This is a genomic window from Piscinibacter sp. PDB5-1 (assembly GCF_056676035.1).
In genome coordinates this window covers 1,290,991-1,309,734 of record NZ_JBWVZL010000001.1, presented here as the reverse complement: position 1 = coordinate 1,309,734, position 18,744 = coordinate 1,290,991, and the positions used below count along the sequence as shown (strand labels likewise).

Sequence of the window (18,744 nt, the reverse complement as noted above, 5' to 3'; positions counted from 1 at the left end):
GCTCCTTCCGTCCGGCGCTGCCGGGGGTTTGTCTTGTGGTGGGTGCAGCGGCCGGCGTGGCCGCGCGGCGCCCATCATCGTTGACGGAAGGGGATCGCCCCGCGGGGGCGGCTACGCCGCGTTCAGGTGCTCGGCCACCGGCTGCAGCTCGTCGTCGGGCGTGGCCGCCAGCAGGCCATGGCGCTTGAGCAGCGTGCGCAGCGTGTTGCGGGTGATGCCCAGCGTGCGTGCGCTTTGCACCTGGTTCTCGCGGCACAGCGCATAGATGGCCCGCACCAGCGTGCCTTCGATGGCGTGGAAGAGTTCGGGCTGGCCCTCGCGCGCGAGCTCGGCGAACTGCGCGCCCAGCGCTTGCAGCGCCGATGGCGCTGGGGCGTCGATGGCCGTCGGCACCGGCGGGCTGGGCGGGGTGGCAGGCGGCGCCACGAGCTTCAGGTCGTGTGCGCGGATCACCTCGTCGCGGCAGACGATCAGCCCGAAGTGCACGACGTTTTCGAGCTCGCGGATGTTGCCGGGCCAGGGGTAGGCCAGCAGGGCGCTGCGCGCGCTGTCGTCGAGCCGCACCGGACCGAGCCCCATGCGCGCGGCGTACACGCGCACGAAGTGCTCGGCCAGCGGCAGGATGTCGTCGGTCCGCTCGCGCAGCGGTGGCAGGTTCAGCGCGGCCACGTTCAAGCGATAGAACAGATCGGCCCGGAAGTGCTGCGCATCCACCGCTTGCTGCAAGTCGATGTTGGTGGCGGCCACCAGCCGCACGTCGAGCGGGATGGCCTTGCGCGAGCCCAGGCGCACGACCTGCCGTTCTTGCAGCACGCGCAGCAACTTCACCTGCAAGGGGCGCGACAGGTCGCCGATCTCGTCGAGAAACAGCGTGCCGCCTTCGGCCGCTTCGAACCAACCCGCGCGCGAGCCCACCGCGCCGGTGTACGCGCCCGACTCGTGGCCGAAGAGTTCGGCGTCGATCAGGCTTTCGCTGAAGGCCCCGCAATTGACCGCGACAAAGGGGCCGCGGCGCCGGCTCGACTGGTGCAGGTGGCGCGCGACGAGTTCCTTGCCGGTGCCCGTCTCGCCCACCACCAGCACGGTGGCATCGCTGCTGGCGATGCGTTCGATCTGTTCGAGCAGGGCGCGCGACTTCGGGTCTTCGAACAGCAAGGCCTTGGCGCGGATCGAAGGGGCGGGGCTCGACCCCTCGGGCAAGGTCAGAACGGGGAGCGATGTCGTCATGCGGCCGATTGTTCCGTTCGCCTTTCACCCAAGGAACGAAGGAAATCGCATGAGCTTGTCGGTTCGCGTGCAGGTCGGGGCACGCTGCCTGCTGCGGGCTGCGCCTGCGTTCTCAAGGCGCGGCCGGTGCGCTGCCTTTATGCGGATTCTCTCGATGCAAAGCCGTTCTTCTTCGTTCCGCGATGAAGGGCGGCTTCGTATCGTGGGCTTCATTCGCATCGCCCCTGAAGCCCCTTGAGATGAAGATCGTTGGCATATCCGGCAGCCCCACGCCGACCTCGCGCTCGGCCAGCCTGCTGCACCTGGCGCAGGCCCGCTTGCAAGCGGTGGCGAGCAGCTTTCATGCGATTGCCGTGCGTGAACTGCCGGCCGAAGCGCTGCTGCACGCGCAGTTCGACCACCCCTTGATTCGCCAGGCCCTGCAGCAGGTGCACGAGGCGCAGGTGGTGCTGGTGTCCACGCCCATCTACAAGGCGGCCTACAGCGGCCTGCTCAAGAGCTTTCTCGACCTGCTGCCGCAAGACGGGCTGGCCGGCAAGACCGTGCTGCCGCTGGCCACCGGCGGCAGCCTCGCGCACTTGCTGGTGCTCGACTACGCGCTCAAGCCGGTGCTGTCGGCGCTGGGTGCGCGCGACATCTTGAGCCCCGTCTTCGCCACCGACGTGCAGGTGCCCCGGCACGATACGCGGGGCTACGCGCCCGATGCCGACGTGCAAGACCGCGTCACGCGCTCGCTGCAGATCCTGGTGGACCGGTCGGACACCTTGCGGCGCGAAGCCGAGGCCGCGCGCGAGCGCGACGCGCTGCTGGCGCGCCTGCAACCGCGCCCGGGCAGCGAGGCCGACCCGCCGGCGCCTTGGCCTTCGGCCGAGGTGCGCTGGTCGATCTGAGCGGCCGTGATCCATTCAACCCCTTCGTTCATTCACCCCCCCAAGGAAAAGCCATGAGCATCACCGCCATCAACGTTCGCAACCAGTTTCGCGGCAAGGTCAAAGAGATCATCGAAGGCCCGGTCGTCTCAGAGATCGACGTCGAGACGCCCTCGGGCCTGATCGTCACCTCGGTCATCACCACGCGTTCGGTGAAAGAACTCGGCCTGGCCCCCGGGCGCGACGTGATCGCGCTGGTGAAGTCCACCGAGGTCTCGATCGCCACGCTCTGAGGCCTCACCATGAGCGCGCGCAGCGACACGACCCGCCTGCTGGTGATCCCCGGCCTGCACAGCAGCGGGCCCGCGCATTGGCAGACCTGGCTTCAGGCGCAGGCGCCGGGCGCGGTGCGTGTCGAGCAAGACGACTGGGCGCGGCCCGACGTGCAGCGCTGGGCCGAACGCATCGACCAGACGATACGCCGCCACCCGGCCACGCGCTGGATCGCCGTCGCGCACAGCTTCGGCTGCCTGTCGCTGGCGCGTTACCTGGGGCAGGGCGGGCAGGGGGTCGAGGCGGCCTTGCTCGTGGCCCCGGCCCACCCCGACAAGTTCGGCGTCACGCCCTTGCTGCCGCTGTCGCCCTTCGGTCGGCCCACCGTGCTGGTGGGCAGCACGAGCGACCCGTGGATGGATGTGGGCGATGCCCGTGCCTGGGCCATCGCGTGGCAGGCGCACTTCATCAACCTCGGTGATGTCGGGCACATCAACACCGAGTCGGGCTTCGGGCCCTGGCCGCAAGGCAAGCAGCTCACGCAGCTGCTGCGGCAGCGGGTCGAGCGCACGCGTCGCATCGAGCGGGCCGACGCGAACGAGCTGTTGTTCGCCATCTGAAGCCCGTGGGTGCGGCGCGCCGGCGGTCAGGGTCGGGGCCATGCTGCATTCGAGGCATTTCCTGTGTGCATCACAGCAGCCCCGGCGCTGCGGCTGCTGGGTTTTCAGCAGCGTCGCGGCGTGGGTGAACGCAGGGCAACGAGCCGCGCCGGTCGTATCTGTTTTTCGCTCAAGCAAAAGCGAATCGCTTCGTTTTCAGCCGGCGACTTGCTGCCTAACGTGGGCCCCACTCACCGACGCAACACGGTGCGACTTCAGCAACCCAGGACTCAGACATGAACTCGAACTTCTTCTCTGCCACGCGCCGCCAGGCGCTGGCGCTCGCCTCGACCTTCGCATCGACCGCGCTGCTCGGACTTTCGCTCGCCAGCGTGAGCACGCCCGCTTCGGCGCAGGCCAACGTGCTGCGCATCGGCTATCAAAAATCGGCCAGCCTCTTCGTGCTGCAGAAGACGCAGGGCACGCTCGAGAAGCGCCTTGCGCCGCTGGGCGTGGGCGTGAAGTGGGTCGAGTTTCCGGCCGGGCCGCAGCTGCTCGAAGGCCTGAACGTCGGTTCGGTGGACGTGGGCTTCGTCGGTGAGGCGCCGCCGATCTTCGCGCAGGCTGCGGGCGCGAATTTCGTCTACATCGGCCACGACCCGGCTTCGCCGCAGGCCGAGGCGGTGGTGGTGCCGAAAGACTCGCCCATCAAGCGCGTGGCCGACCTCAAGGGCAAGAAGGTCGCCTTCAACAAGGGCAGCAACGTGCACTACCTGCTGGTGAAGCTGCTCGAAAAGCATGGCCTCAAGTACAGCGATGTGCAGCCCGTGTACCTGACGCCCGCCGATGCGCGTGCCGCCTTCGAGAAGGGCGCGGTCGATGCCTGGGCCATCTGGGACCCGTTCCTGTCGGCCGCCGAAAAACAGGTCGGTGCGCGGGTGCTGGCCGACGCGACCGGCGTGGCGCCCAACTACGCCTACTACCTGGCCGAGCGGGGCTTCGCCGAGAAGCGCGCGGATGTGATCCGCGTGCTGTTTCAAGACACCGCCGAACAGGGCCGCTGGCTCAAGGCCAACATCCAGCAGGCCGCGCAGATCATCGCGCCGCAGCAGGGGCTGGACCCGGCGGTGGTCGAGTCGTCGATCCGCCGCTACGGCTACGACGTGAAGCCGCTGTCGCCGCAGGTCGTGGCCGAGCAGCAGAAGATCGCCGACACCTTCTTCGAGCTGAAGCTGATCCCGAAGGCGATCCAGGTGTCTGACGCGCTGCCGGCACGCGCCGTCGCGGCGGCCCAGTGAGGCGGGCGCCATGAAGATCTTCTGGTTCATCCCCTCGCATGGCGACTCGCGCTACCTCGGTACCAGCAAGGGTGCGCGCGTGGCCACGTTCGACTACTTCAAGCAGGTGGCCATCGCCGCCGACAGCCTCGGCTACGAAGGCGTGCTGCTGCCCACCGGGCGCTCGTGCGAAGACTCGTGGGTGCTGGCGTCGAGCCTGATCGACGCGACGCGCAGGCTCAAGTTCCTGATTGCCTTGCGGCCGGGCGTGGTGCAGCCGGCGCAGTCGGCCCGCATGGCCGCCACCTTCGACCGCCTCTCGGGCGGCCGCCTGCTCGTCAACCTGGTGACCGGCGGTGACGCCGACGAGCTGGCCGGCGACGGTGTCTTCCTCGGCCATGCCGAACGCTACGAAGCGGCGCGCGAGTTCCTGACCATCTGGCGCGAGGTGCTGGCGCGCAGCCACGAGGGCACGCCCTTCGACTTCGAGGGCAAGCACCTGAGCGTGTTGGGCAGCAAGGTGCTGTACCCGCCGATCAGCCAGCCCTACCCGCCGATCTTCTTCGGCGGCTCGTCGGACGAAGCGCACGAACTCGCGGCGCAGCAGCTCGACACCTACCTCACCTGGGGCGAGCCGCCCGCGGCCGTGGCGGCCAAGGTGGCCGACATCACGCAGCGCGCCGCCAAATACGGCCGCAAGCTCGAGTTCGGCATCCGCCTGCACGTGATCGTGCGCGAGACCGAAGACGAAGCCTGGCGCGCGGCCGGCGAACTGGTCTCGCACCTCGACGACGCCACCGTCGAAGCCGCGCAGAAGAAGTTCGCGCAGATGGACTCGGTGGGCCAGCGCCGCATGGCCGAGCTGAACCAGGGCAAGTTCAACCGCCACGACATCCGCGAAGGGCTCGAGATTTCGCCCAACCTGTGGGCCGGTGTCGGGCTGGTGCGCGGCGGCGCCGGCACGGCGCTGGTGGGCAACCCCGAGCAGGTGGCCGCGCGCATCAAAGAGTACGCCGCGCTCGGGCTCGACAGCTTCATCCTGTCGGGCTACCCGCACCTCGAAGAAGCGCACCGCTTCGCCGAGCTGGTCTTCCCGCTGCTGCCGCTGAAGCTGCAGGCGCAACTGGCCGCGCAGACGCTGACCGGGCCCTTCGGCGAGATCGTCGCCAACACCTATGTGCCGCCCCAGCCGTGGCTCGTGTCGCAAAGCTGAGGGCGCCGGCCATGTCGCAAGCTTCATCGCGCCTCACGTCGAGCGCGTGGCGGCAGCGCCTGCTGCCCTGGGCCGTGCCGGTGCTGGTGTTCGCGGGCTGGGAGCTGGCCTCGCGCGCCGGCTGGCTTTCGACCCGCGTGCTGCCCGAGCCCTGGGCCGTGGTCCAGGCCTTCTGGACGCTCGCGGTCTCGGGCGAGATGTGGCAGCACGTGGCCACCAGCACCTGGCGCGCGGGCGTGGGCTTCGCCATCGGCGGCGGGCTGGGCCTGGTGCTGGGCTTGCTGACCGGCACCTTCCGCAGCGCCGAGACCCTGCTCGACACCACCTTGCAGATGGTGCGCAACGTGCCGCCGCTGGCGCTCATCCCGCTGGTGATCCTGTGGTTCGGCATCGACGAGACGGCCAAGCTCTTTCTGGTGGCGCTGGGGGTGTTCTTCCCGATCTACCTCAACACCTTCCACGGCATCCGTTCGGTGGACAAGGGCCTGATCGAGATGGCGCGCAGCTACGGCCTGTCGGGCTGGCGCCTGTATGCGCAGGTGATCCTGCCCGGGGCGACGGCCTCCATCCTCGTCGGCGTGCGTTTCTCGCTCGGCCTGATGTGGGTGCTGCTGATCGTGGCCGAGACCATCTCGTCGCAGGCGGGCATCGGCTACATGACGATGAATGCCCGCGAGTTTCTGCAGACCGACGTGGTGCTGGTGGGCATCCTGCTTTATGCGCTGCTCGGCAAGCTGGCCGACGTGGTCGCCAAGGGGCTGGAACGCTGGTGGCTGCGCTGGCACCAGGGCTACCAGCTCGCCGCCAAGACCTGACACGCTGAGACGCTGAGAAGACACGCCATGAGCGACAACATCCTGAAAGCCCCCGCGCCCCTGTGGGGGGCGGCACCGGCCGTCACGCGCAAGCTCACACCGCCGGTGGCGGGCGGTGCGGCGGTGCAGGTCGAGGGCCTCTGCAAACGCTTCGGCGAGCGCGAGGTGCTGAGCGACGTGAGCCTGCGCATCGGCGCCGGTGAGTTCGTCACCCTCGTGGGCCGCAGCGGCTGCGGCAAGAGCACGCTGCTGCGGCTGCTGGCGGGGCTGGAAAGCCCCACCGAAGGTGGCATCACGCTCGACGGCCAGCCGCTGTCGCCTGCGGGTGGGCAGGTGCGCATCATGTTTCAAGACTCGCGGCTGCTGCCCTGGAAGCGCGTGCTCGACAACGTCGCGCTCGGCCTCGCGGGGCCCGATGCCAAAGCGCGGGCCCGCGAGGCGCTGGCGCAGGTCGGCCTGGCCGAGCGCGCACACGAATGGCCGGCCGTGCTGTCGGGTGGCCAGCGTCAGCGTGTGGCCCTGGCGCGCGCGCTGGTGCACACGCCGCGGCTCTTGCTGCTCGACGAGCCTCTGGGGGCGCTGGACGCGCTCACGCGCATCGAGATGCACCGGCTCATCGAGCGCCTGTGGCAGCGCCACGGCTTCACCGCCGTGCTGGTCACGCACGACGTGGCCGAGGCGGTGGCCCTGGCCGACCGCGTGGTGCTGATCGAAGAGCGCCGCATCGCGCTCGACGAACGCATCGCCCTCGAACGGCCGCGCCACCACGGCTCGGCGGCCTTTGCGCGGCACACCGAGCACATCCTCGAACGGGTGCTGCAGCAACCCGAGGGCGACACCGGGCCGGCCACCGTGCCGCCCGACCCGTACCCCGCGCACGTGCTGCGCTGGGCGGTGTGAGCGCGGCCGTGGGCACCTGAGCAGCCGCAGCCGGGGGCGGTGAAGCAGAACGCAGCTGCTCGGCCGGGGGGCGCCGTGGAGGTGCGCCCGCGGCGCGGTGCTCAGAACGTGATGCGCACCGACGTGGCACTGCGCTGCGCCGCGCCGTGGAACACCGCTTCGATGTTGTGGCCGTCCGGGTCCAGCACGAAGGCGGCGTAGTAGCCGGGGTGGTAGGGCCGTTCGCCAGGCGGGCCGTTGTCGGTGCCGCCGTGGGCGAGCGCGGCCTGGTGGAAGCGATCGACCATGGCGGCGTCGCGGGCCTGGAAGGCGAGGTGGCAGCGACCGGTGAGCCGACCCTGCGCGGCCACGCTGTCGGCCGTCGAGACGAAGAGCTCGTCGGCCCAGAAGAAGTCGTCGCCGCTGCCGCCGATGGGCACGTCCAGTGCCTGGAAGACTGCTTCGTAGAAGCGCCGGCTGGCGGCCAGGTCGCGCACGACCAGTTGCAGGTGATCGATCAGGCGGCCACGGTGCAGCTCTTGGGTTTCCATCGCGGGCTCCTTTGGGGGTGGCCGGGCATCGTAGCCAGCGCGGCGCGGTGCCTGCGATTTCTCGCGCGGCCAGAGGGGACAAGGGCCGTGTTGAGGTGCGCCAGGTGCCCCCTGTGCCCGAGCGCCGCGCCGCCACGCCACTGCCTCGGCGCGGCCCTGCTGGCCGTGGCGCTGGCCCTGTCGATCGCCTCGCCAGGCGAGTCGTTCGGCAACTGCTGTGGGTGCTGACCGTGAGTGCCACAGCCTTCGGCGTGGCATTCACGCTCATCGCCTGGCCGCGTGCGTTGAGGCCGTTGCTGCGCCGGCGCGGGCTCGACAAACTGAAGGATGTGCGGCTCGGCCGGCCGCCCTAAGGTGCCTGCACCGGGCCTGCATCGTGCGGCCCGGGCCTTTGCTGCAGGAGCCCGCCGTGACCCACTCGCGCCTTTCGATCATGTTGCTCAGCGCGCTGCTGATGGTGGTGGCCGTCAACGCCTTCGCCGTCACCACCGACGAGGTGGACGAAGCCCAGCGGCAGCAAAAGCTCGCCGAGGCCCGGCAGGCCACCGCCGAAGCCGAGGCCGCCACGGCCAAGGCCAAGCTCGGCACGCTCGATGCGAGCCACCTCGCCAAGCCCAGCGGCGAGGCCAAGACGCTCAACGTCGAAGGCCAGTTGCTGGCCTATGCGGCCATCGACCGCATCGCCGAGGCCATCGCGGTGCGCGTGCGGCCGGCGATCGGCCAAGCACCGCTGGTCATCCACAGCGAGCGTGAGTTCCACGCGTTGGCGCAATCGCGCGCCTTCCTGACGGGCTTGCAGACGCTCGACAAAGACATGAAGGGGTTCGCCGTGCCCACGCTCGCGGCCGACAACGCCGAATGCCGCGAGCCCACCGAAGCCGGCAGCGCGCTCGGGGTGCTGGGCAGCCTCGACGTGCTGCTGCAGGTGCTGGCGGTGTTCAAGGCCGACAAGAAGATGGAAGGCGCCGAGGTCACCGTGGACAGCTTCGCGTTGAGCGCCACGGTGCTGGCCAAGCTGAAGGAGCAGGGCGTGTCGCGTGCGGTGTACCCCGCGCTCTATGCCGTGGGCGCGTTCGGCGGCGCGGGCCAGGACGCACTGGCGAATTCACAAACCGCCAAGCTGCTCGACGAGTTGCATCAGCGCAAGGCTGGCGTGGATGCGGCGGTGGCCGAAATCGCGCGGCGCAAGGCGGCGATCGAGCCGCGTGCGGCCGACAAGAAGAAGTTGACCGCGGCGTGCCGCGAAGCCTTCGCCGAGGCCCAGACCATCTACGCCAACCTCGAAACCCGCGCCCAGGCCTTGAAGGCGCGGGCCGAGCGCTTCAGCACGGTGGCCGCGACCGTGGACGAGAAGACCGGCGCCACGCTGCTGCAATGGCTGGCGCAGTCGGAGCTGATGTCGAAGACGCTGACCGACGCCTTCGTGCTGCAGCTCAAGCCCGTGGCCGCGGGCGGCACCACGCTCACCAAGACCAACACCTTCAGCACCGGCTTTCGTTTCAGCGGCGGCGCCATCGTGGCCTACATGCTGGCAAGGGGCAGCGACGGCCTGGTCGCGGCCAGCGGCACCGTGGCCGAGTACGGTGGCTACGTGAAGCCCGAAGACTTGCGTGGGCAGGTGCAGGCTGCATCGGGAGCTCGCCCGTGAGCCGCCTGCCGGCGCTGGTGCGTGCCTCGGCCGTGCCGCTGCGTGCGGCGCCGGCCCGTGCGGCCCGCGCACCCACGCGCAGCGGCCACTCGGTGGCCATCGAGGTGCCCCACCAGGAGCAAGACCTGTGGTGCTGGTGCGCCGTGACGGTGGGGGTGTCCAGGTTCTACGACCCGGCCTTCGGCCTCAGCCAGTGCCAGACCGCCGGCCGTGTGCTGCAGGTGGCCGAGGCCTGCAGCGATCCGTCACACGAGCGTGTGAACCGCCTGTTCGACCTCGACCGTTCGCTCCAGACCTTCGGCCGCCTCGACCGCATGACCGACACCCCGCTGCCCTTCGCGCAGGTGATGCAAGAGATCGACGCTGGCCGTCCGGTGTGCGCACGCCTGCGCTTCCTGGACAGCGGCATGGCCCACGTGGTCGCCATCCGGGGTTACCGGCAGGTGCCCCAGCAGATGCTGCTGATCGACGACCCGCTGTTCGACGAGTCCGAGGCCACGTACCAGGGCTTTCTCACCGCCTACCGCGGCAGCGGCCGTTGGAAGCAGAGCTACCTCACACGCTGATCCGGATTCGCACCGTGGCCCTCACCCTGCTCGACCCCCCTGCCGGCACCGGTGCCAAGGCGGCCCGCTGCCTGGCGAAGATGATCGACGACGGCGGCTTTCTGACGCGTGCACCGTTGTGTGGGTCCGAGTCGCGCGGGCTGTGCCTGGCCGCGCCGCACCCGGTCTTCAACCTCGCACTCGACGCGGTGCGCGAAGGCGGCTCGTTCGAGCCGGCGGTCATGACCGGCTGGCGCTACCTCGTGGTCGCGGGGGACGATGTGGTGGCCACGCTCGAACTGTCGGCCTCGGGGCCGGACGAGGCGCCTCGCTTCGCGCGCGTCGGCGCGGGGCGCACGGGGCCCTCGGTGGCGCGCGCGCTGCGCACGGCCGAACGCAGCCGGGCCCTGCACGCCCGCCCTTTCGCCCTGGGCATGTTGCGCGTGCCGTCGGTCCATGCGCAGGCACTGTGGCTGCGCGACGCGGCCGGCGAGGCGCGGCACGACCGCTTCGTGCCCCTGGCGCCCACGCCGGCCGGCCTGGCCGAGGGCCGCCTGCTCGGGCCCGAGCGCTGCATGACCCAGCTGCTGCGCGTGAAGCAGGCGTGGGGGCGGGCCCTGGCGTGAACCCGGGCGCGACGCGTCCCCGACAATGCGCGCCTCGCCAACCCCCTTGACGCCCCATGAGCGAAGACAAGACCCCGCCCGCATTGCCCGACCGCCTGTCCGTCGATCCGACCAGCCCGCACCATGTGGCGGCGGTGTTCGAGCACGACATCGGCATCCGCTTCAACGACAAAGAGCGTTTCGATGTCGAGGAGTACTGCGTCAGCGAAGGCTGGGTGCGCGTGCCCGCCGGCAAGACGGTGGACCGCAAGGGCCGCCCGCTGCTGATCAAGCTGAAGGGCAAGGTCGAGGCCTTCTACCGCTGAAGCTCCGACCGGACCGCGTGCCGCAGCCCGGCGCGAGGTTCACGCCACGGTCACGGATTCGTCAAACCCGGCGCCTAGCATCGCCGCGATGCCCGCCCCCGTGTCCTGCCGAGGCGGCCCCTCAACGGCGGCCGTGGCTGTGTTTCATTCGCCAGTGCGCGCGCCACAGCGCGGCGCATTCGAGCGCGCCACGCAACCAGGCGCGCAGGCGCTTGCGCAGCGGCGTGCGCCAGGGGGGCGAAGTCAGGGCGTGGGGCATGGGGCAAAGGGGCGTGAGCAGGCCGTCACGCTAGCCCCGCCGTGTGACGGGTTCGTGGCAGGGTGTCGATGACACCGCCGCCGCTGCTGGCCGAGCTGCACGCCTTGCTCCACGCTGCCCCGCCGCAGCTCGACGTGCACACCGCCTGCGAGGTGACGGCCGCCGGGCAGACGCTGCCGGTTTATGCCATCACGCTGGGCAACCCCTCGCCCGAGGTGCCGGCGGTGGGCTTCTTCGGCGGTGTGCATGGGCTGGAGCGCATCGGCGCCGAAGTCGTCATCGCCTACCTGCGCCACATCGTGCAGCGCCTGGCCTGGGACGAGTTGCTGCTCACCCAGCTCGAACGCCTGCGCATGGTCTTCATGCCGCTGGTCAACCCCGGCGGCCTGCTGCTGGGCACCCGCGCCAACCCGCAGGGCGTGGACCTGATGCGCAACTCGCCGGTCGAGTCGCCGCACGCCCTGCCCACGCTGCTGGGCGGCCAGCGCCTCAGCGCGCGCCTGCCCTGGTACCGCGGCCCGGCCGGCGCGCCCATGCAGCCCGAAAGCCAGGCCCTGTGCGCGCTGGTCGAACGCGAACTGCTCAGCCACCCCTTCAGCCTGTGCATCGACTGCCATTCGGGCTTTGGCGTGCGCGACCGCATCTGGTTTCCGTACGCCCACACGGCCAAGCCGATTGCGCACCTCGCCGAGCTGTCGGCCTTCGCCGGTGTGTTCGACGCCGCGCACCCGTACCACCGCTACCTGATCGAGCCGCAGAGCCACCAGTACCTGACGCACGGCGACCTGTGGGACCACCTCTACCAGCAGGCCTGCACGCAGCCCGGGCGCGTGTTTCTGCCGCTCACGCTCGAAATGGGCTCGTGGCTGTGGGTGCGCAAGAACCCGCGCCAGTTCCTGTCGCGGCACGGGCTGTTCAACCCGCTCATCCAGCACCGGCAAGAGCGCGTGCTGCGGCGGCACATCGGCGCGCTCGACTTCGTCGCGCGTGCGGCCATGAGCCATGCACGCTGGCAGCCGGGCGAGGCCACCCGCGCGTGGCACCACGAACACGCCCTCGACCGCTGGTACCGCCAGCCGCGCCGATGAACGCGTGGATCCTGCTGCGCGGCCTGGCGCGCGAGTCGCGGCACTGGGGCGACTTTCCCGAGCGCCTGGGCGAGCGCCTGCCCGGCCGGCCCGTGGTGGCGCTCGACCTGCCCGGCAACGGGCACCTGCACGCCGCGCGCAGCCCGGCCGACGTGCCCGGCCTGGTGGCCGCCGTGCGCGAGTCGCTGCATGCGCGCGGGCTGCAACCGCCCTTTGGCGTGGTCGCCATGTCGCTCGGCGCGATGGCCACGGTGGCCTGGGCGCAGCAGCACCCGCACGAGGTGGCGGCGGCCGTGCTCATCAACACCAGCCTGCGTCGCTTCTCGCCTTTCCATGCGCGGCTGCGGCCGGGCGCTTGGCCGGGCCTGCTGCGCGCCGCGCTTGCCCGCGACGCGCTCGTGCGCGAACGCGCCGTGTGGGCCTTCACGAGCCGCCGGCCGCTGGCAGAACGCGAGGCGGTGGTGGCGCAGTGGGCCGCCTGGCAGCGCGAGCGGCCGGTGGCGCGCGCCAACGCGCTGCGCCAGTTGTGGGCGGCGGCGCGCTTCATGCCGGCTGCCTACCGGCCGCAGGCACCGGTGCTGCTGCTCAGCAGCGCCCGGGATGCCCTGGTGCACCCCGCGTGCTCGGCGGCCATCGCCTTCGCCTGGGCCTTGCCGAACCAGCTGCACCCCTGGGCCGGGCACGACCTGCCGCTCGACGACCCGGCCTGGGTCGTGGACCGCATCTCGGCCTGGCGCGGCGGGTGATCGCGATCAGCCGCGGTCAGCCGCGCTCGGACGCCATCACCACCGCCGCCTGCACGCGCGAGCTGAGCTTGAGCTTGCGCAGGATGTGCTGCACGTGGATCTTCACCGTCGTCTCGGCGATCGACAGCGTGCGGGCGATCTCTTTGTTGCTGTCACCTTTGGCGATCAGTTCGAGGATCTCGCGTTCGCGCGGCGACAACTCGGCCAGGGCATCGGGCGTGGCCGGGGCCGCGGGCACCTCGGCCGGCGCGGGCTCGACGGTGGCGGCCGCGGGCTGGAACAGCGATGCGAGCTTGGGCGTCATGGCCGCGCTCACGCTGGCCTCGCCGCGCGCGGCGCGTTCGATGGCCTGGCCCAGCTCGTCGTTGTCGGCCGTCTTCAAGAGGTAGCCCGACGCGCCCCCGCGCAAGGCGGCGGCGAGGTCGCGCTCGTCTTCGCTCATCGTGAGCATCAGCACGCGCGCGCCGGGCGCGGCGGCGATCAGCGCCGGCAGCGCATCGACCCCACGCGCCCCGGGCAGGTGGTTGTCGAGCAGCACCACCTGCGGCCGGCACTGCGCGGCCACCCGCAGCGCCTCGCCCGCGTCGCCGGCTTCGCCGACCACCTCGAAGCGCCCATCGGCCGACAGCAGCGCGATCAGGCCCCGGCGGAACAGCGTGTGGTCATCGACCACCATCACACGCAGCGGCGGCGTCACGGCAGGCACGGGGGCATTCGTCATGGTCGGGTCGTCACAGGTTCAGGCGGCTTCGGCCAGTCGTTCGGGCAGGGCGATCACCACGCGCGTGCCCTGGCCGGGGGTGGACTGCACCTGCACATCGGCGCCGATGCTCGCGGCGCGCTCTTTCATGATGCGCAGGCCCACGTGGGTCTCGTCGGCGGCGGGTTGGGCGGCCACGAAGCCCTGGCCGTCGTCGCGCACCTCGATGCGCCACGCGGGCTGCTGCTGCACGTCCAGCCACACGGCCTGCGCGTGCGCGTGCTTGCGCACGTTCGACAAGGCCTCCTGCACCACGTGCAGCACCTGCACCTGCACGTCGGGCGGCAGCGGCACGCCGTTGCCGTGCAGTTCGAGGTGCGTCGCCAGGCCCGTCTGGTGCTGAAACTTCTGCAGCGTCGTCTTCAGCGCCGGGATGAAATCGTCGCCATTGGTGCGGGTGCGAAAGTGCAGCAACAGCTCGCGCACATCGGCCGTGCTCTCGCGGATGCCGGTGTCCAGCTCGTCGAGCGCACGTTGCGCCGCGCCCTCGTCGCGCTTGCGCAGCGCGCCTTGCAGCAGCTGCACCTGGATCTTCAAGAACACCAGGCCCTGCGCAATGGAGTCGTGCAGCTCGCGGGCGAGCAGGCCGCGTTCTTCGGCCACGGCGGCTTCGCGTTCGAGCGCGGCGGCGCGCAGCCCTTCCATGCCGATGGCCAGGTGCGAGGCCAAGCTTTCGAGCAGTACGCGGTCGTCGGCGGCCAGCTCGGCCTGCGCGTCACGAAACAGCAGGTCGGCTTCGGCCAGGCGCTGGTCGTGCAGGCGCACCGGCACCGTCACCACGCGCGCGAAGCCGAAGCGCTCGCAGGCGGTCTCGGGCCGATCCACCACCGGGCGGATGGGGATCACCCGCGCCTGCGTGCCGCTGTCGGTCTGGCCGCAATGGCACTGGCCGGCGTCGAGGCAGTGTTCGGACTCGATCATCTGCGCCGGCACGCCGTCGGCCGCCAGCAGCAGGTGCTGGCGCCGCGCGGGGTCGTACCAGCGCAGCAGGGCCGCGTCGGCCCGGCCCGCGCTGCGCAGGCGCCGCGCGAAACCCTGCGCCAGCGCGTCGATGGTGGGCGCCTGGCCGATGAAGGCGCTGGCTTCGTACAGCACGGCCAGGCGCTCGCGTTCGGCGCGCAGGCGCTCGGTCTTTTCGCGCACCTTGTCTTCGAGGTCGCGGTAGAAGCTTTCGAGCGTGGCCGCCATGCGGTTGAAGCCCTCGGCCACGCGGCCGAACTCGTCGGCCGAATCGGGCTCGACGCGCGCGCCGAGGTCGCCTTGTTCGACGCGTTCGAGCCCGGCCTGCAAACGCGCCAGCGGGTTGAAGACGAACAGGTAGGCCGCGTACAGCAAGGTCACCCCACCGGCGATGGCCAGGCCCATCAGGCCGAGCTGAAAGACGGTGAGCACGGTGGTCCAGCGCGAGAGCTGCGACTCGATGGCGCTCACGAAGCCGTCGATGTGCGCGACCAGGGCCTCGGCCCGCTCGGCCGCGCCCTGGGGCGAGGGCAATTCGCCGCGCTGCCAGTCGGTGCGCAGTGCGGCCCAGTCGGTCTGCACCTGCGCGAAGGCGGCGCGCGTGGTCGCGTCGTGCGGCACGAAGAGCGGGCGGGCCGGGTCGCCGCTGCGCAGCAGCGCGAGGCTCTGCTCGAACTGCCCGACGTGCGCGTCGAGCCGAGCCGGGTCGGCCGTGCCCGCGGTCTGCGCGAGTCGCCAGGTCTGCATGCGCAGGCGGCCGGCCTCGTTGACGGCGGCCGCACCGCCTTCGAGCTGCCACGTGACCCACAGCGTCAGGCCGATCGAGCCCAGCGCCAGCATCAACAGCAGGGCACCGATGGTGCCGAGCTTGGCAGACAGAGAAGCGGCAGGCAGTTTGGGCATGCCGTCACTGTGGCCGAGCCCGGCCCGCGCCGCCTTGACGGCGGTCAAGGCGATGGGCCAGCCCGGGCTCAGGCCGGGCGAGACGGCGGCTCGGGCAGCGGGGCGCCGCGCCGCTGGGCCATTTCGCGGCCCATGCCGTCGAGCTCAGAGGCGCTGCACTGCCGGCGAGCGGCCGGGAAGGCGCGCGACTCTTCGAGCGCGATGTGGTCGTGGTACAGCTGCGAGAACGCCAGCCAGCGCGCGACGATGGCCTCACCCTTGGCGCCGCGCGGCCATTCGCCCTGCGTGACGCCGTCGAGCGTTTCGCGAACGGCGGCCCATTCGTCGGTCATGCGCAGGTGGTCGGCGTGCAAGTGCTCGGCCAGGGCCTGCTGGCCGCAGGCCACCAGGCGCGGCAGCACGTGCCGTTCTTCGTCTTCGTGGTGGGCGGGGCCGGCCGTGTCGAAGTAGCGCATCACGTCGCGGGCGGCGCTGGCCGCTTGCGCGTCGATGCCCTGGCGCATGAGGTGCACGCCCAGCCGCTGCAGCAGGCCCAGCATGCGGTGCACGCGCTCATGGCAGGCGGCGAGCATCTCGAACGGTGCTTCGAAGCCGACCGCAGGGGGCGTGTGCAGGGCGAGGCGGGCCATGGTCTCAGGTCCCGGTGATGAAACGAACGGGGGCCCAGGCATCGTGCCGGCGCGCGATGAACGCCACCGCCGCCACGCAGGCCAGTGCGGCGACGAAAGCCAGCGCCTTGCCCGGCCAGCTGCGTGCGCGTTTCAAGGCCAGCGCGCCCAGCACGATGTAGACCACCACCAGCAGCAGCTTCACCCCCAGCCAGTGGCTGTGCAGCGGGTTCAGCGACAGCATCCACCACAGCGTACCCCCGGCGGCCAGCAGCAGCGAGTCGATCACCATGCTGGCGTTGCGTGCGGTCGGCTGCATCGGCCAGCGGGCACCGATCAGCACGCCCAGGCCGCGCACGGCGAAGAGGCCGACGCTGGTGACGGCCAGGCCGATGTGCATGTGCTTGAGGGCGGGGTAGAGCTGCAAGAGGGTCATGGATCGGAAAGACAGAGGTTCAGACGTTTCAGGCGGCTGTCACGCGGGGTAGGCGGCCAACCGCCGCGCGTCGAGGATGTGGATGTCGCGCTTGTCCACCTCGATCAGCCCTGCATCTTCGAGCTCGCGCAGCACGCGAGAGAAGTACTCGGGCGTCAGCGAAAGGCGCGACGCGAGCGTGGCCTTGCTGACGGGCAGCGAGACCGTGTGCCCAGTATCGCCGGCCCCTTCGCCCGGGGTGTCGCGCAGCAGATACCCGATCACCCGTTGCACGCCGCTTTGCAGCGCCTGCGCCTGCACGTCGTGCACCAGGCCGTGCAGGCGGCGCGACAGGCCGGCCAGCATGCGCAAGGCGAAGCGCGGGTCGCGTTCGAGTTCGCCCATCACGGCGTCGCGCTGCACGCTCAAGATGCGGGTTTCCACCAGGGCTTGCGCGTTCACGAGGCAGGGGCGGCCCAGAAACATCAGCGCTTCGGCGAAGCTGCCGCCGGGGCCGATCAGCTCGATGACCTTCTCTTGGCCGGCCGGCGACAGCCCGAACAGCTTGACCTGCCCGCTGACGACGACGTGGAAGGCCTCGCAGGGCTCACCGGCGCGCAGCACCGCCGCGCCGCGCTCGAAGCTGTGCAGCCGGCAGCTGTCGGCCAGGCGGGCGAGTTCGGGCGGGCCGAAGTCGGCGAACAGCGGCAGGCGCGCGAGAAAGCGCGGAATGTCGAAGGCGGTCGGGGTGTCCACGAGGCGGAGTTTGGGTCACGGCAGGCCTGTGGATGGTCGGGACATGCACGGGGTGGGGGCTTGAGGCGCGTCAAGTCTTGGGCCTGTGCGGTCGGCAGGGATTCACGGGTGAGGCGGGGCCTGTCGAAGGCCCTGCACCGTTGGTGGTGGGTAGGTTCGTTCTTCCCCACAGGGAAGTCGGCGCCGGGACATGCGCCCGGCAGCGCACCCACTTTCTTTCAGAAAGAAAGTGGGCAAAGGTCGCGAAGCGGGGGTGCGCTCACCTGGTGAAGCCAAGTTATGCGCACACCAAACGGCCCCGGGGCCGGCGGTCCCGCTGCGCGGGACTGCTCTGCGATGCTCGGTCTTGAGGGCGTGTCGCCGACAACTCCCTCCGTTCCCTGCGGTCACTGCGAGTCGAACAGTCGGCGAAGTCCGAGGTGGAAGCGCGCTCACGCGCGCCGCCCTCAAGCCCTGCGCTTCTCGACGCCTCTACGGGGCCAAGAGCAAAAGCTAGTCAGGCGCTTCGCGCTGGGCTGAATGCGGATGGGGCTTTGCCCCTTGCCCCCAAGCTGGTTGGACGTTTGTCCAACGCCGGCCCTCCGGTCGGGGTGACGCGCAGGTGTTGGCCTGACCAAAACTATGGCTGCCGCTTCCGCAATCCATAGAAGAAGACCCAAGCCGAACCGATGTAGACGAGTGGGTATGCCGCCACGCAGCCAAGAACATGGAGGTAGCCCGACGCTTCGGGCCCTGCCATCAAGATCGAATGGATGAGCGTGGCGATCAACAGCACGGTGTGGCCAAGCAACACCAGGTAGGCCGTCACGGTCGCAAGCAACAAGCCCATGCGGTCTTTGCCGGGAAGCTGCAAAGCCCCCGACAGGAGCCGCCGCGGAATCTGGTACAGGCGATAGATGCCGATGCCCAGCACCAGTGGCAACACGATGACCGGCAGAACGAACATCAAGCGCTCCGTCGCAGATGTTGGCGAACTTGCCTGCCCACGCCGCTCAGGGACTCACCACGGGCGGACTCATGCATACGCCCCCAGCGCAGCGAGCACCGCAACACCCAAAAGCCCCACCCAGCCCGGGTGCCTGCCCTTGGTGCCGATGAGCACGAGCGCGGCACTCACCAGCATGGCTATCGCCAGGCCGATCAGCGCCGGCCGTTGAACCCACGGTTCGGCCGTTGGCCGCGCCAGCCACATCAGCACCCCAGCGAGGCCCCAGCCCATGGCGGTGGCCACGTGCCATGTCGCCCAAAGAATGCGCACGTGTGGCTCGCGCAGCGCACTGCCGCCCTCGGTCGGCACGATCGAGTTCTTGCGCAACCGCCGGAAGATCAAGCGCTCGCCAAGAAACGAGTGAACAGCGCCAACGATCAACGCGAGCGCGCCGGCTGCGATCAAGTACCAGTTCATCAGAGGTCTCTGCCTTC

General features: G+C 70.4%; 23 protein-coding genes. 13 read left to right on the top strand and 10 right to left on the bottom strand.

Translation table 11 applies throughout. The features are described from left to right. Window positions 1-111: 111 nt before the first annotated feature. Window positions 112-1,227, bottom strand: a complete 1,116-nt coding sequence (locus tag AC1KAT_RS05920) for a sigma-54 interaction domain-containing protein (protein WP_480323756.1) — start codon at window positions 1,225-1,227, stop codon at window positions 112-114. Between the two features lie 239 nt (window positions 1,228-1,466). Here AC1KAT_RS05920 and ssuE point away from each other — a divergent pair, with 239 nt between their 5' ends. From ssuE to AC1KAT_RS05885, 7 genes are all read left to right on the top strand, one after another. Beyond that, window positions 1,467-2,117: an NADPH-dependent FMN reductase gene (gene ssuE, locus AC1KAT_RS05915; protein WP_480323754.1), complete on the top strand. Its 651-nt coding sequence runs from the start codon at window positions 1,467-1,469 to the stop codon at window positions 2,115-2,117. A 53-nt stretch (window positions 2,118-2,170) separates the two neighbouring features. Continuing rightward, the gene (locus AC1KAT_RS05910) at window positions 2,171-2,389 is read left to right on the top strand and encodes a TOBE domain-containing protein (protein WP_480323752.1); all 219 of its coding nucleotides are present in this window, start codon (window positions 2,171-2,173) and stop codon (window positions 2,387-2,389) included. A 9-nt stretch (window positions 2,390-2,398) separates the two neighbouring features. Then, window positions 2,399-2,989 (top strand): RBBP9/YdeN family alpha/beta hydrolase, encoded by a 591-nt coding sequence (locus AC1KAT_RS05905; protein ID WP_480323750.1) that lies wholly within the window; start codon window positions 2,399-2,401, stop codon window positions 2,987-2,989. Window positions 2,990-3,264: 275 nt separating this feature from the next. Continuing rightward, window positions 3,265-4,266 carry a sulfonate ABC transporter substrate-binding protein gene (locus AC1KAT_RS05900; protein WP_480323748.1) on the top strand — a complete coding sequence of 334 codons (1,002 nt, stop codon included), beginning with the start codon at window positions 3,265-3,267 and terminating at the stop codon, window positions 4,264-4,266. A 10-nt stretch (window positions 4,267-4,276) separates the two neighbouring features. Next, window positions 4,277-5,458, top strand: coding sequence for an FMNH2-dependent alkanesulfonate monooxygenase (ssuD, locus tag AC1KAT_RS05895; protein ID WP_480323746.1), 1,182 nt, complete (start codon window positions 4,277-4,279; stop codon window positions 5,456-5,458). Window positions 5,459-5,469: 11 nt separating this feature from the next. Continuing rightward, a complete protein-coding gene (gene ssuC, locus AC1KAT_RS05890; protein WP_480323744.1) occupies window positions 5,470-6,273 on the top strand; it encodes an aliphatic sulfonate ABC transporter permease SsuC in 804 nt (267 codons plus the stop codon). 27 nt (window positions 6,274-6,300) lie between these two features. Next, window positions 6,301-7,173: an ATP-binding cassette domain-containing protein gene (locus tag AC1KAT_RS05885; protein WP_480323742.1), complete on the top strand. Its 873-nt coding sequence runs from the start codon at window positions 6,301-6,303 to the stop codon at window positions 7,171-7,173. Between the two features lie 101 nt (window positions 7,174-7,274). Here the strand turns inward: AC1KAT_RS05885 and AC1KAT_RS05880 are convergent, their stop codons facing one another. Next, on the bottom strand, window positions 7,275-7,703 hold the full coding sequence (locus AC1KAT_RS05880; protein WP_480323740.1) for a VOC family protein: 429 nt from the start codon (window positions 7,701-7,703) through the stop codon (window positions 7,275-7,277). A 409-nt stretch (window positions 7,704-8,112) separates the two neighbouring features. Here AC1KAT_RS05880 and AC1KAT_RS05875 point away from each other — a divergent pair, with 409 nt between their 5' ends. Genes AC1KAT_RS05875 through AC1KAT_RS05860 form a run of 4 tightly spaced genes read left to right on the top strand, consistent with a single transcriptional unit; the run spans window position 8,113 to window position 10,827 of the window. Further along, complete coding sequence (locus AC1KAT_RS05875; RefSeq protein ID WP_480323738.1) at window positions 8,113-9,351, top strand: hypothetical protein; 1,239 nt, start codon at window positions 8,113-8,115, stop codon at window positions 9,349-9,351. Next, complete coding sequence (locus AC1KAT_RS05870) at window positions 9,348-9,917, top strand: hypothetical protein (protein ID WP_480323736.1); 570 nt, start codon at window positions 9,348-9,350, stop codon at window positions 9,915-9,917. Before AC1KAT_RS05875 ends, AC1KAT_RS05870 begins: the two co-directional genes overlap by 4 nt. A gap of 14 nt (window positions 9,918-9,931) precedes the next feature. Then, the gene (locus AC1KAT_RS05865; protein WP_480323734.1) at window positions 9,932-10,522 is read left to right on the top strand and encodes a hypothetical protein; all 591 of its coding nucleotides are present in this window, start codon (window positions 9,932-9,934) and stop codon (window positions 10,520-10,522) included. A gap of 56 nt (window positions 10,523-10,578) precedes the next feature. After that, window positions 10,579-10,827, top strand: coding sequence for a DUF3297 family protein (locus AC1KAT_RS05860; RefSeq protein WP_480323732.1), 249 nt, complete (start codon window positions 10,579-10,581; stop codon window positions 10,825-10,827). Between the two features lie 121 nt (window positions 10,828-10,948). Here AC1KAT_RS05860 and AC1KAT_RS05855 read toward each other — a convergent pair whose 3' ends face one another. Beyond that, window positions 10,949-11,086 (bottom strand): hypothetical protein, encoded by a 138-nt coding sequence (locus AC1KAT_RS05855; RefSeq protein WP_480323730.1) that lies wholly within the window; start codon window positions 11,084-11,086, stop codon window positions 10,949-10,951. A 68-nt stretch (window positions 11,087-11,154) separates the two neighbouring features. Between AC1KAT_RS05855 and AC1KAT_RS05850 the strand changes: the two genes are divergently transcribed. Beyond that, window positions 11,155-12,174, top strand: a complete 1,020-nt coding sequence (locus tag AC1KAT_RS05850; RefSeq protein WP_480323728.1) for a M14 family zinc carboxypeptidase — start codon at window positions 11,155-11,157, stop codon at window positions 12,172-12,174. Next, a complete protein-coding gene (locus AC1KAT_RS05845; protein WP_480323726.1) occupies window positions 12,171-12,920 on the top strand; it encodes an alpha/beta fold hydrolase in 750 nt (249 codons plus the stop codon). Before AC1KAT_RS05850 ends, AC1KAT_RS05845 begins: the two co-directional genes overlap by 4 nt. Window positions 12,921-12,936: 16 nt before the next feature. Here the strand turns inward: AC1KAT_RS05845 and AC1KAT_RS05840 are convergent, their stop codons facing one another. The 7 genes from AC1KAT_RS05840 to AC1KAT_RS05810 all read right to left on the bottom strand — a co-directional run bounded on the left by AC1KAT_RS05840 (window position 12,937) and on the right by AC1KAT_RS05810 (window position 18,727). Beyond that, window positions 12,937-13,641 carry a LuxR C-terminal-related transcriptional regulator gene (locus AC1KAT_RS05840; RefSeq protein ID WP_480323724.1) on the bottom strand — a complete coding sequence of 235 codons (705 nt, stop codon included), beginning with the start codon at window positions 13,639-13,641 and terminating at the stop codon, window positions 12,937-12,939. Between the two features lie 18 nt (window positions 13,642-13,659). Continuing rightward, window positions 13,660-15,543 carry a type IV pili methyl-accepting chemotaxis transducer N-terminal domain-containing protein gene (locus AC1KAT_RS05835; RefSeq protein ID WP_480323722.1) on the bottom strand — a complete coding sequence of 628 codons (1,884 nt, stop codon included), beginning with the start codon at window positions 15,541-15,543 and terminating at the stop codon, window positions 13,660-13,662. Between the two features lie 68 nt (window positions 15,544-15,611). Then, window positions 15,612-16,172 carry a hemerythrin domain-containing protein gene (locus AC1KAT_RS05830; RefSeq protein WP_480323720.1) on the bottom strand — a complete coding sequence of 187 codons (561 nt, stop codon included), beginning with the start codon at window positions 16,170-16,172 and terminating at the stop codon, window positions 15,612-15,614. A gap of 4 nt (window positions 16,173-16,176) precedes the next feature. Continuing rightward, window positions 16,177-16,587: a SirB2 family protein gene (locus AC1KAT_RS05825; RefSeq protein WP_480323718.1), complete on the bottom strand. Its 411-nt coding sequence runs from the start codon at window positions 16,585-16,587 to the stop codon at window positions 16,177-16,179. Between the two features lie 39 nt (window positions 16,588-16,626). Continuing rightward, complete coding sequence (locus AC1KAT_RS05820) at window positions 16,627-17,322, bottom strand: Crp/Fnr family transcriptional regulator (RefSeq protein ID WP_480323716.1); 696 nt, start codon at window positions 17,320-17,322, stop codon at window positions 16,627-16,629. A 619-nt stretch (window positions 17,323-17,941) separates the two neighbouring features. Next, complete coding sequence (locus AC1KAT_RS05815) at window positions 17,942-18,268, bottom strand: hypothetical protein (protein WP_480323714.1); 327 nt, start codon at window positions 18,266-18,268, stop codon at window positions 17,942-17,944. Window positions 18,269-18,337: 69 nt separating this feature from the next. Beyond that, the gene (locus AC1KAT_RS05810; RefSeq protein ID WP_480323712.1) at window positions 18,338-18,727 is read right to left on the bottom strand and encodes a hypothetical protein; all 390 of its coding nucleotides are present in this window, start codon (window positions 18,725-18,727) and stop codon (window positions 18,338-18,340) included. Window positions 18,728-18,744: the final 17 nt, after the last annotated feature.